1 protein-coding gene is annotated in these 15,405 nt (G+C 52.6%); it reads left to right on the top strand.

All coding sequences use genetic code 11. The features are described from left to right. Window positions 1-15,405: right-handed parallel beta-helix repeat-containing protein (locus tag AABZ39_12925; protein ID MEK6795676.1), on the top strand; the 15,405-nt coding region annotated here is incomplete at both ends.

Genomic DNA, 15,405 nt, shown 5'->3' with positions numbered 1-15,405 from the left:
GCGCCCGGGGATGAGATACGCGTTGTTGTTACGAATCTGGTACGCAATGCCGGGCTCAACGATGCTGCGTATGTCAACGGCATTTCCCTGAGCAACAAGAACGATCTGCAGATACGCGGCGGATATGATGCGGCATTCAGCAGCCGTACCGGATATACCGTGCTTGACGGCGGCGGGGCGGGCGCAGCGCGGGTTGTTTCAGTCTTGAATCTGACGAATCTGCTTTTCGACGGTTTCGTCATTGTCGGCGGCAGCATAGGTGAACCCGGGGGCGGTATTTTTATCAGCAATACGGTTTCTTCTATAATATCGAATTGTTCGGTAAGCAATAATAATGCTTCAGCGGGCGGCGGTGTATATATGTTCGGGGGGCTGTCGAACACGATACACTGCGATATAAGCAGCAATGCGGTTTCGGTATCTGGCGGCGGTGTATATGCGGAAGCGGGGCGATGGGATCGATTGCGCGGCACCGTTCTCAGGAATGAATCGGGCAGCGGTCCGGGCGGCGGTGCCTACCTTGTCGGCATGACGAACATGACAGTTGATGCGGTTGTGGGGAATAATATTGCGTTCTACGCCGGCGGCATCGAAATAGAATCGTGCGTGTCGAATATTGTCAACGGTGTTGTGGCGAGTAATTATGCTTTCGCCGGTGACGGCGGCGGCATAAGTATGAACAATGGCAGCGGGAATTCGATAGGCGCGCTTATGATCAGCAATGAAGCTGTCGCTGCCGGCGGCGCCATATATCTTAACGGCAACAGTAACACTGTTATCTCGAATAGGGTAATGAACAACAGAGCCGACTTTTACGGCGGGATAGATGCAGTCGGCAATGCGAACACGTATTTTATGAGCGCGATGTTCTCGAACAATTTCGGGACCACTATCGATTGCGCCGTCTATATCGATGATATAACGGGGAATCCGCAGCCGGTCACCATTTCGAACTGCCTTTTCATGGGGGCGGGTGCCGGATACGGCATTTACGAGTCGTCGATCAATCCGGTGTCGAATCACATCATCGTGAACAATACGTTCGCGACGAATACGCTGTCGTATATCTACATAGACGGAACGCTTGAGATAATTTCCAATAATCAGATAGGCCAGCTGAATACGCCGGGGCATTTCAAGCATGATGCGTCCATTGCGTACGGGAATATCGTCATTCCTCAGATGATCTTTGTCAGCAACCGCAATTCCGTCGGTGCGCTTTACGCCGGTTTCGGTACGATACAGGGTGGCATCAATTCAGCGACGAACGGGGATACGGTCTTTATCATGCCCAACGGCGCCTATTATGAGTCGCTTGCGGTGCTCTATAAGACGAACATCGCCATCGATGCCTGGAGCGGCATCAGTGCAACGCTTTCCGGCGGCCCGCTGTCCAACGGCGTAACGATAAGCAACAGCAGCGGCATAGTGGTCGCGCATATGACGATCACGAATTGCACGAACGGGATATGGATTAACTGCTCAAGCAATACGATCGTGTCGAACACGATCCTGTCGAACAGGTTCAACGGGGTATACATCGACGGTTTAGCGGCGCAGTACAACAGGGTCGCATCGAACATCATCGGCGGATCGAACGCGTACGGCCTTACCGTGCAGGGCGGCGCGAAGTGGAATACGATAGCGAGCAATTCCATTGCCGATAGTGCCGTGACGGGGATACAATGCAGCGACAGCTCGAATTCGACCGTTGCGTACAACAACATACGCTCGAACAATTCCGGCGGCATCGACATAACGGCGTCTTCGGGGAACACTATCGTTTCGAACATGGTCTGTGGTACCAATGCCGGCATAGGGATCTGGATACGCAACGCATCGTCGGGAAATACCATCGTCAGTAATTATGTGGCCAATCACTTTCAGGGCATCGATATCATGAACGCGACGAACAATATACTGTTCGGGAACGAGTCCTGTTCGAACGACCAGGGCGGCAATGGCTACGGTATTTATCTCGAGTTTGGCGCTGTATCGAATACGGTGATCTCCAACCATGTTTATGGAAGCAATCAATATTTCGGCATCGATCTGAACAGCGGGGCGTTCAGGAACGTCGTGATGAGCAATATCGTAGAGAACAACAAGTTCTACGGGATCATGATCGCGCAGGCATCGAACAATGTGATCGCTGAGAACATCGTGAGGACGAACGGTTCCGCAGGCATCGCGTTCGGGTCCGTCAATTCGGTGTCGAACCTGGTCGCATCGAATTCCATCGTGGACAATCCGCAGTACGGCATGTCCTTCCGGTTCGGGTCGCATGACAATACGTTCTGCAGCAATGAGGTCGCACGGAACACATCGGCCGGCATTTACTTCGATGACAATACGAATAACATCATCAGCAACAATTCGATACACGATCAGAATAACGGTTTCCTCGTTTTCGGGAAAACCACGTCCAATACGGTCATAGCGAACCGCATCGGCCCGGGGTTGACGACCGGTGTCGCCGTCTACGCCGCCTTCAGTTATAACAGGTTCATCGGTAATACCGTCTGCAACAATGGAACGGGTTTCGGCTTCGGCGATTATGCGGTATCGAACAACAGCATCCTTGGGAATACCATCTATTCGAACACCGGCGGCGGTATCGTCGTTACCGGACCGGCGACGGGATTCGGATCGAACGTGATAGCATCCAATGACATGTACGGCCTGAATCAGCTTTATGGCGTTTATCTCGCGGGCGGCGCGCATGAGAACACGATCATAAGCAATCATATCCACGAGAACCAGAGCTACGGGGTGTATCTCACCAGCACTACCAACAACACCGTGGAGAGGAACATCATCCGTTCGAATGCGAACAGCGGAATATATCTGTCATCCGCGTCGGTCTTGAACAACATCGTCTCGAACGACATTTTCGGCGTGAATCAGCTCAACGGCGTGAACATCGTCAGCGGGCCGTCGTTCAACGAGATAACTGCGAACGATATTCACGAGAACGCGCAGTACGGGGTCCGCATAAGCGGATGCGCGAGCAATACCGTGACAGGCAATACCGTGATCTCGAACGTGCAATACGGCATCTATATGAACGCGGTATCGAACTCGACGGTGCTGCGGAATCTGATCGTGTCGAACGTCATCGGCGGAGTGGCGCTCGTGAACGCGACCACGTCGAGCAATCGCTTCATGTTCAATAATTTCATCGGTCAGTCGCCGCATGTCTATGTGTCGTTCGCTGATACGAACTTCCTTGCCTCGAACTACTTCGGTGCATTATCGCTCCCGGGCGTCGAATCGAACATGAACGGCATCGGGACCAACCGCTACGTCCCGTACCGGCTCGGGTATATCGGGATGTTGCAGGCGGATGTCGATCCGCCGAACGAGCCGGTCATCACGAATGCGGCAGACGTGCTCGGCGGTGTGGCGCTCTGGTGGACGAATACCGGTGCGGACATCGGCGGGTATCGCGTGTACCGGTCATTCACGAATACATGGACGAATTTCACGGCGTATCTGACGAACATCGAGACCGCAGCGACGGCGTTCTGCTATACTGATATGAGCGCAAGTTCGGCGTTCACGAACTTCTACTTCGTGACCGCATATGATACGAACACGAACGCGGGGCAGTTCATCAATGAGACATGGTTCGGTCTTGAGACGAACGGGATCGCTCTCACGGCGGCGCCGCAGCCGGTGAGCAATCGTAACTTTGTCGGAGCGCTCTATGCCGGCTTTACGACGATACAGGCGGGTATCAATGCCGCAACGAACGGCGATACGGTGTTCATCATTTCCAACGGCACCTACAGCGAATCGCTTGCCGTCACGAACAAGACGAATATAGCGCTTGCTGCGTGGACGCCCGGCGGCGTTATACTTTCAGGGAATCAACTCAGCAACGGGGTGATGATAAGCAACAGCATGGGAATTACCGTAGCGCACCTTGCGATAACGAATTTCACCAACGGCATATGGATGAATTGTTCGAATAACACGATCATCTCGAACACCATCGTTTCGAGCAGATTTAACGGGGTGTACATCACTGGGCCTGCGGCATCCTATAACACTGTTCTATCGAATTGGATAACGGGGGTGGGGCAGAATATCGGGGTGAATCTTACCGGCGGCGCGGTCGGCAATACGATAATAAGTAATGACATCGGCTGGCATCAGACGCTCGGCATCGATATCGGTGCAGCGACGAACAATGTCATCGTTTTTAATACGATATACTCGAACACGAATGCGGGTATACGACTGGTCGCGTTTACGGGCGTCTCGAATACGATAGCGTCAAATATCATTTTCGGTACGAATCAGAATTACGGCATAAACTTCAGCGGTACCGCACTGGGTACGGCCATTATCGGAAATATATTGAAAAATAATCTGCTCAACGGGATATACGGCGCCGGTTCTAACTCGCTTATATTCGGCAATACGCTCTGTTCGAACGGCAATGCCGGCATTAATCTGGCAAGTCCGTCGACCGCCTGGAATAACATCATATCGAATGAAATATTCGGCGGCGCTCAATCCGACGGTATCGATTTCAGTACCGGCGCGCATGACAATACGATCTTCGGCAACACCATTCGCGATCATCAGTTGTACGGCATCAGCATGACACAGACAAGCAATAATGTGATCGTGCGCAATGACATCTATTCCAATGCGGGCCGCGGCGTATATGCGTACATGCCCACCGCGAGACTCAATGCTGTCGTGTCCAACCGCATTTTCGGGGTGAATCAGCAGTACGGGATATATGTATCGACCGGGGCGCGTGATAATGTGATAATGAGCAATGATATCGGCAATAATCAGCAGTACGGGATATATTTCGGCTCAGTGACCAACAATACCATTGCCAATAATCTGGTATATTCGAATGACAGCGGCGGCATATATTTCAACGGGCCCGGCGCATCGAATACGGCCGTGTCGAACGCGGTCTTCGGCACGAACCAGGGCACCGGCGTTTATCTTGGCGGCGGTACGTATGGGAATATGGTCCAATGGAACGACATCGGTAATAATCAGTTCAACGGCGTTCAGATCAGCGCCGCGTCGAACAATTCGGTGTTCAGCAATATGGTCTATTCGAATGAGAATTACGGGATCAGCTTCAACAGCGCGCAGGCGGCGCACAACACGGTTGCATGCAATACGGTGTTCGGCACGAATCAGGATATCGGCATATTTGCCAATATGGATGCATACGATAATATGATCGTAAGCAATATCGTGGGCAATAATCAGATCGGCGGATTGAATCTCTCCGGGGCATCGAATAATACGGTCGCGTACAACGAGTTCTATTCGAACGATACTTACGGCATTAATTTCAATGCGGCGGGCACGGTATCGAACGCGATGATCTCGAACAGGATATACGGGACGAATCAGAACTATGGGATATATCTCTCCACGGGGGCTTCCTGGAACACGATAGCCGGCAACAGTATCGAGGAGAATCAAATATACGGTATTTATTTCCTTGCTGCAACGAATAATGCCATCGTTAAGAATATGATCGATTCGAACATCGCGGCAGGCGTTCTGTTCAACGATACGGCCGCAGCATGGAATACGATATCGTCCAACAATATCTTTGAGGAAAAGAATGCGGTCGTGCTGAGCAATGGCATGAATACGGTGGTCATGCTTAATACGATCAGCAACAGCGGCGTCGGTCTGCGCATCGCCGGCGGCGCGAGCAATACAGCGGTCTCGCTCAATAACATTTTCGGGTCTGCGACGAATCTGCATGTCGTTACCATGAGCAATCATACTTTCTTCACGAACTGGTGGGGCGGCATTGCTCTCGGTCCGATACAATTGGAAATTATCGGTACGAATACGAACTGCTTTGTGCCGTACCGTCTCGGCATGGTGGGTGTAACACAGGCCGACACGATATCACCGTCAACGCCGCAATTCACCGCTGCGACGAATATGACCAACGGAATAGCACTATACTGGAACAATACCGGAGGCGATACGGCTGGGTATCGGATCTACCGCTCGGTGTCCAATGATACGTGGACGAATTTCACGGCGTGTTTCACGAACATACCCGGCGCAGCAGTCACCGCATTCACCGATACATCGGCGGCGGTCGGGACATCGAATTTCTATTTTGTAACGGCATATGACGGCGCGGCGCCGTATCTCAATGAATCATGGCTCAGCGCGTCAACGAACGGCATGGCGCTGCCGACAGTCATCGCGGCATCGAATACGAATACCTTCGCCGTGTACCCGAGCATACAGACGGCGCTCGCATCCGCAGCGAGCGGACAGACCATTGTCGTGTTCGCGGGTACGAACGGTCCGGTGAGTATCATCGGCATGACGAATATCAGTCTCATTTCCGAACCGTGGCTCGTTTCAGGGGACAGGGATGCGTCGGTTATCGATGCCGCGGGGGCGCCGAACGCTTTTACCGTGGCGAACACCGCCTCGATACGAATCGCCGGGTTCAGCATTATCGGGGCGCTTACGAACGGCATATTCAGTTATAATGCGCTGTCGAATACGTTCGATGCGAACAATATCCGTTCGAACGGATTTATCGGCGTGGCAATGCTGTCCAATGGATGGACACGGATAGCGTCGAACACGATATACGGGGCCGGACAGACGAACGGGATATACGTCACCAATTCATACTGCAATGTCATACTATCCAACATCATCTGCAGCAACCTCATGAACGGCATCGTTATGCTCAGCAGCGGCGCGTCGACGCTGACGACGAATAATTTTATATATGAGAACATCATATTCGACAATCTATCGAATTTCGGCATAGTCATCTCGGATGCGAGGTCGAATTATATTCTGTCCAATGACATTTACCGCAACGGCACGATGGGTATAAACGGCGGCATACGGCTCTTTCAGAACGGCAGCGGCACTGTCGGCAACAGGATAGCGTTCAATACCGTTCATCATCACAGCAGGATGGGCATCATATCGGTCGGGACGTGCTCGGATCTCTACTATTCGAACCGAATCTACTCGAACAGCATTACGGGTCTCTACTTCAATAATATACCCGCCGTATCGACCAACTCCGCGGAATTCAATGTCTTCTATGATCATGGATTTATGGCGGCACGTCTGTTGGGTGGGGAGAATGTGGTATTTACGTCGAACACCTTCAGCAATAATAACAGCGCGATCGTTATCGAAAGCGGCAACAATGGCTGCGCGGTGCGCTACAATAATTGCGTAAGCAATGTCAGCGCAGTGCAGGTCATCGGCTCGACGAATACCGTCGTCATCGGCAACAGCCTGTCATGGAACACGAACGGCATCATCGTGTCGTGGTTAAGCTCGAACAGCATCATATCACTGAACGCGATCGCGAACGCCAGGGACGGGATAATACTTTCCAATGTGAATCTGACCTTTCTATCGAACAATACGGTGTACGGCGCGAGCGCAGGCGCCGGTATTACGATCACCAACTCATCGAATATCATCGTTCAGGCGAACAGCATTGAGCAGTGGCGCGACGGGATAATGGTGAATCTCGGGGCATCGAATGTATTCATTGCGACGAATGTGATACGCAATAATACGCAAAGGGGCATGAATGTAAACGGCGCATCGATATGCGCGCTGTCGGCAGTATCGAACCTTATTCAGAGCAACGGCTTCTACGGCATCGATAGTGCTTCCGTAAGCCTTGCGGTATACAGCGGCAATATCATACGTTCAAATGCGATCGGCGGGATGCAGTTCTCCGGCGGCGCGTATAATACGGTCGATAACAGCAGTATCGACGGGAAGAACCAGGGCTACGGCATATTGTTCGGCGGCACATCGATAAGCAATCTGATACTGAGCAACCGCATCGTGAGCAATCTGAATCAAGGGGTGTTCTTCTCATTCGGGAAAGCGAATAAGGTTTCCTATAATACCATCGCGTTCAACGGCACGGGCGTATCGAACAGCTGGGCGGGTGCTACGAACCGTATCGAACACAATAATATAATGAGCAACGGAACGAACATGGCCTATTCGGCGGGCTTTGCGAATGCATTGAGCAATTACTACGGGACGCGGACGGCATCGAATGCGTCGGTCATTAATTTCACCGGAGATGCCGACCCGTGGGTGAATTCATTCATGAATTTCTACGGCGACTGGACACCGCCGAGAACGGCGACGAACGGAGGCGCATCGAACAATGGCGCGGGGAAGGTGGTGGTCTGGTGGGAGCCGATCAATACGAATTCGGACTTCAGCAATTGGGTGCTTTTCAGGGCGACGACGAACGCGTACTCGAACCTTGCCGATGCGGACATTATTGCATCGATACCATTCTCGAACGCGACCGCAATGACCGATACACCGCCGGCGTACGGGACATACTGGTATTATCTGGCAGCGCGCGATACGAACGGCAACGAAAGTTTCTATGTGCCGACGGCCGGTGTCATGGGCGTGTATGCCCCGCTCGTGTACGCGGCATCCAATACGAACACCGGCAGCAATTATACGACGATACAGGCGGCGGTGAACGAGGCAGGGCCGAACGAGACCATCGCCGTGTTCCCCGGTACCTATAACGAAGAGATAAGCATGTCGTTCAAGGCCGGGGTGTCGCTTATCGGGTTTGCGTGGCTCACCAATAACAATATCGGCGCAACCGTTCTTGACGGCATGGGGGCGAGCAATGTCGGTATATACGCGGACCGGGTGACGAACTGTACGATTGCAGGCTTTTCTATCCTTCAGTACACCAACGGCATCTATATGGTAAACAGCCGTTCGAATACGTTCGCATCCAATCGGTTCATATCGAATATAGTTGCCGGCATCAATTTCTGGAGCGGAGATCATTGGAATACCATACTATCGAACGATATATGGGCGGTGACCAATCTTCACGGCATCTATCTCAGTACGTCATCGAGCAATCTCATCTGTTCGAACAGGATAGGCGAGTCCACCAACGGAATAGCGATAGCCAATACCAGCATCTACAATGAGATACGCCAGAATACGATATACTCCAATATCGACGGGGTGAACTTGAGCTCGGGGACCGCAGCGTATACGAGGGTCGTTTCGAACGATATCGTCGGGAATTATAATCGCGGTGTGGTGCTGCCGGCGACCCCGTCTGCCACGATCGCGTATAATACGGTGCGCGGCTGCGTGAACGCGAATTATGCGGCGATAACCATCGGCAACAGTGCGATGTACAATGTCATCGCGAACAACGCAGTGTACGATAACGGCGGTTCCGGCATCGGCGGGAATTATCCGAGCGCGGTGAGCAACAGCATCGTATCGAACGCGGTGAGTAATAATGCACGGTTCGGTATCTATCTCGGCTCGAGCTCGGTGAACACGGTCGTGTCGAACCATGTCGCGAGCAATGCGCTTTCCGGGATATACGCGAGCAACAGCATGTCGAACAGCATCGTTGCCAATCTCGTCGAGGGGAATGGAACGAACGGCATGCGGATCGTGTATTCGGATTCGGGGCTTGTCGCGGGTAACATCATCACGAACAATTACACGGCGGGTATTGTCTGTAACGAAGTATCGTTCATGCGTATACTGTCGAACACCGTTGTGAAGAACGATATCGATGCGGTCACATCGGGGATATCGATGAGCGCGGTTTCGGCCGGCATGTCCAATGAGATCGCATGGAACAGTGTCGCGGCGAACGGTGAGTACGGCATATCGGCAGGCGGTGCGCTGACCGATCTTGTCGCGGCGAGCAATATATGCATGGGGCATTCACGCGGCATCAATGCGGCGAATAGCACCGGGGCGCGCTGGACAGCCAATACGCTGGTGAGCAATTATAATGGGGCATATCTCTCGGGTGCTTTCGTTTCGAATTCGTTCCGATATAACGGCGTATCGAACAATACCGGATTCGGGCTGCAGTTCTATTCACTCGCCGGGGCTGGCGGGAATGAATTCATCGGTAATGATATCGCTGCGAATCCCGTCGGCATCTGCCATATGGCAGTGCAGACGAATATCGTATCGCTCAATAATATCGTCGGTAATGCGACGAACACGATATTCAGCAACGGCAATGCACTCAACTGGACGAACAACTGGTGGGGAGGCATCAATACGGGCAGCATCGCGGGCGGCATAACGGACGCGACCAATACGAACAATTACGCGCCCTACCGGCTCGGCGTCATCGGTGTAACACAGGGGGATACTGCATCGCCGACCGTCCCGACAGGTGTTGCGGCGGCGGGGACATCATCGAACATCGTCGTGTCATGGGATGATATGTCCGCCTCGGGTGCCGTCGGCTATCGCGTGTACCGTTCAACAACTATCGACGCGTGGACGAATTTCAACGCCTATTACACGAATCTCGGGGGGGTGACGAGCTTTACCGACACGAATGTGGGAGTTGGAACAAGCAATTTCTACTCTATCACTGCCTATGACGCCGCAGCGCCGTATCTCAATGAGAGCTGGTGGAGCGCGTCGGCGGGTGCGATGCGTGTGATGAATGCCGTCGCTTCGAACAGCGCCACGGGGCTTGAATATACGACGGTGCAGTCCGCCATCGACGCTGCTGCGAATAACTACACGGTTTTCATTTATACGAACACGACCAACGCCCTTGTGATCGCGGCAAAAACGAATCTCACGCTCATGCCGACGAACGCTATGGTCGCATTGAGCGGTCCGGGGAGCGCGGCCGGCAGCGGTATTTCAATAATCAATTCCGTCGGTGTGACGGTGACGAATATGTTCATCGACCGCTGGGCGCACGGCGTGTATGTCGTGAACTCGGACAGCAATACGATCATTGCGACGATCTGCAGCAACAACGCGGCAGCGGAGAGCGGCGGCGGCATCTATGGCAGCAACATCCGGTTCAGTGAGATACGAGGGAATATCTTCAGCAACCTCGCGACCAACGGCGGCGGTATTTATTTTAACAGCGGTCATAGTAACAGTATTCAAAGTTATATTCTTAACAACTACTCGACAAATGGGGGAGGAATATACTTACTGAATAGTTCAAGCAACAGTATTTCCGGCACTATCTGTAACAATTCTGCAAAATATGGCGGCGGCATTTATGCTAACAATGGGTTTTTCAATGTATTCGCGGGATATATTGCCACCAATAATGCATCCTTGGACGGCGGCGGGATCGACATGGAATACTCCGGATACAATACTATAAGCGCTGCATTAGTCTGTAATAGCGCGTATTCCGGCGGCGGCATCATGCTGAGCAGCAGTGTCAGCAATACGGTCAGCGGAATTGTTGCCAGCAATCAGGCGGAATATGCCGGGGGAGTGGATGTCTATTTCAGCGCCAGCAATGTGATAAGCGCTGCGATCTTCAGCAACACGGCCGGCAATAACGGCGGCGGTGTCTATGTCGGGTTCAGCGAGGACACCATAATAAGCGGCATAGTGGGCAACAATTATTCTGTCATGGTCGGGGGCGGAATTTCGATTGAGTTCGGCGGTTCGAACACAGTCAGCGGATCGGTGTCGAACAACCAGACGGGCTTTTACGGCGGCGGTATATACATGGACGGAGGCGTCAGCAATACAATCAGCGGTTTGGTCATCAATAATCAGTCGGCCCAGGACGGCGGCGGTATCTATGTAAAAAGCATTTCTAACATTACCATCCAGGCGATACTGTACGGCAACAATGCCAGTACGCGCGGCGGCGGTATCTATCTTGAAAAAACGACTAACGTTACGATAAAAAACTCATTTATTACCAATAACGCTGTTCCCGTGAACGGGATCATCAATGTATATGGTGCACAGATCGGCCTGGTTATTTCAAATAATGTCATCTCCGGAACAAACAATGCGTCTGCATATGCGGTGTATGAGGAGAATGCCAACACAGTAGGGCATGCCATTGTAGGCAACACATTCTATACCAATGCATTCGGCAGCATCTACTATGACTTCGGCGGTGCGGTGATCAATAATACGCAGATCGGGATACTCAACACCCCCGGGCATGCGGACCACGATGCGGCGATCGCTATCAACAACCGCGTGGCGCCGCTCCCGTATGTGGCGAGCAACAGCGCAACGGGGCTTCTCTACACGAGCGTGCAGGAGGCTGTCAACGCGGCGACGAATAACTACACGGTATTTGTATTGCAGGATGTCATCGACATTCTCGTGAACCCGGCAGGCACGGGCGTGACGGTTGACGGAAAGACGAACCTCACGATCATCGGCGCCAACGGCACGCCGCCGTATTTCGCGCTCGCTGGCGCAGGAGCCGGGACCGGCATCGGCTTGGCCGCAACTGCGACGGGTATTCGTATCGAAAATCTGGCCATAACAAACTGGAACACCGGCATAGGCATTACCAACGCGGAGAGCAATACCGTCGTCAACTGCACCGTATATTCGAACGACAGTTCGGGAATATTCCTGACCGGTGCCGGTTCCCGTTTCAACAGTATTCTTTCGAATGCCGTCTTTGGTCAGAATCAAAATTACGGGATCAACCTGGGGGTCGGATCGCACGAAAATCTGGTCGCGAGTATCGACGCAAGGAACAATCAAAACTTCGGCATCTATATGAATGAAACGGGCAGTAACACGCTGCTGTTGAATGTGATCGCTTCAAACGGCACCGGCGGGATCTATCTGACCGGTATCGGATGCAGTTATAACAGCATCGAGTCGAACCGCATATTCGGCATCACCCATGACAGCGGGGTCTATCTTGTCGGCGGCGCGTTCGGAAATTTCATTCGTGTCAATGATATCAGTTCGAATGATGTCGGTTTCTGCATGTCGGGGGCGTCGAACAACATTGTCGAGCGCAACAACATCTATGGGCAGCGATACGCCGTAAGCAATTTGTGCGCCGCGAGCAACAGCATTTTGTCGAACTGGTTCGGCGCTGTATCCCTTGCCGAGGTAGTGCGGACGAACTACGGCCTGCCGGAGACGTTGAGCAATGTTTTCGTACCGTACCGTCTCGGCATTATCGGTATTACGCAGTCCGACACAATGCCGCCGGTAACGCCGCAATTTACTGCGGCGACGAATATGACGAACGGCATCGCGCTTTACTGGAACAACACCGGCGGCGATACGGCGGGGTATCGCATCTACCGTTCTACGTCCAACGACACGTGGACGAATTTCACCGCGTATTTCACCAATGTCCCCGGCGCGACCGCTACCGCATTCACCGATACAATGGCAGCGGTCGGAACGTCGAACTATTATTTCGTAACGGCGTATGACGGCGCGGTGCCGTATCTCAATGAAACATGGTTCAGTACGTCCACGAACGGTATGGCGTTGCCGACGTTCATTGCGGCATCGAACACCAATACCGGGGTTATGTACACATCGATACAAACTGCCATTGACGCGGCTGCGAACGGGCATGCCATAGCCGTATATAATGGAGAATACGACGGGTTTACAATTTCGAACAAAACGTCGCTTGTCGTTACTTCACTGGCATACATCGCTTCGAATGACAATGCATCGGTCAGGATAACGAACGGCAGCACAGCGAGCGCGATCATCCTGAGCAATGCGCCGGGAACAACGATCGAAGGCGTCATGATAACGAATTTCACTGCCGGCATAAAAGTACTCGCGAACACGTACGGTTCGCGGTTTGTGAACAACCGTGTGACCGGTACAGGGACACAGTATGCTATTGATGTGAACGCCGGTATAACCAACATCCTTGTGAGAGGGAATCGCATCTATGATGTGGCTGTCGCCATAGTGAGCATGAGCATGAGCGATTCGCTCATTGAGAACAATGTGTTCATCGCGAATATCGGCCATGCGATCAATCTCGACGGCGGTGCGAGCAATACGATAGTGCGCTCGAATTCCATTACGGCAGGGGGCAACTGGGCGATGCGGCTCGGGTCGGCTGTGGATTGTCATTTTATCAGCAATGTTGTACGGGATATGAACAACGGGATCGAGAACCTCAACGGAAAGCGCAATACGTTCGCGGCGAATACGTTCGTATCGAACCTGAATTACGGCGTGCTCTGTCAGGGGACCGTAGCGAACGATAACGTCATATCGAATAACAGATTCTCGTACGGCGGGAACGGTGTCATCTGCGATGGCGCCTCCTCGAACAACCGTATCGTATGGAATTTCATCGCGACGAACCTTATGAACGGCGTTGCGCTGACCAACGGGGCGTTCGGCAATACGGTCGCGAGCAATACGCTGATAAGCAATGTCAGCTGCGGTATATTCATCGAAAACTCGTCGAATAACCTCGTTGTATCGAATGATCTCATCAATAATGATTATGGCGTGTCCATCGCTGAAGCTCCCTCGAAGTATAATTCAGTGCGCGGCAACAGGATGAGTGGAGGGACGGTCGGCGTAGGTGTGAGCGATGGAAGCTTTCAGACGATAGAGAGCAATGACATAGCGAACACCAGTTGGATGGGCATTTACTATAATTTCAGCTCAGGGAATTCTGCGACAGGGAACCTGACGTACTCCAACGGGAACACCGGTATCGGCGTGAACGCGTCGTGGAGCAACATGTTCCGCGGGAATATCGTCTACGGGGAATGGGAGGCCGTGACCATTGCAACGGCGTCCTACAGTAATTACTTTATCGGCAATATCATCACGAATAATACTGCCTGCGGCGTGCGGCTCGACAATAGCGAAAGTAATACCATTGCGTCGAACGTGATAGCGGATGTGCCGGTCGGTGTGACGAATAACGGCGGATCGAATATCGTGATATGCAATAACATAACGAATATCGGATCGATAGCGCTGTGGTCAGTGAGCGGCGTACTTGCCGCTTCGAACAATTATCTCGGTGTACGCGCCTGGTCGAATATTGCACCGAAGATCATCGGCGCGGATGCGGCCCCATGGGCGCTGTCAGCTATCGGTTCCGGCGGCGACTGGGCCATGCCCGCGGGTGTTGTGCTCGCCGCGTCCAACAATACAAGTCCTGTGGTGGCATTGAACTGGTCGTCGAATGCGGATGCCGATTTCGCTTCCTATCGTGTGCTCCGATCGACGAACAGCGCGTATACGAACTGGACGCTCGGTGACATGGTGTCAAATATCACCAGCGCAGCGACGACGAACATTGTCGATACCCTCTCTGTTCCGGGTATCTACTATTATTCGGTGACCGTGCGTGATGTGAACGGGAATGAATCGTGGTATTCACCCGTAACGAACGTGGTCTATGTTCCGCCGACGGTGTTCGTCGGGGTTACGAATCCAGCTCCCATGGCATGGATAACGAACTCATCGTATGCTGTTCAAGGATATGCGAGCAATACCTATGGTCAGCTCACCGGCGTCTGGTTCTCGACGAATGCGACGACGCTCTTCAATCTAGCAAGCGGCAACACGAATTGGACAACGAATGTCGATGTG

This window comes from Spirochaetota bacterium (assembly GCA_038043445.1).
Lineage (GTDB): Bacteria > Spirochaetota > Brachyspiria > Brachyspirales > JACRPF01 > JBBTBY01.
The sequence above is the reverse complement of the archived record's forward strand: the minus strand, read 5'-3'. Positions and strand labels throughout refer to the sequence as shown.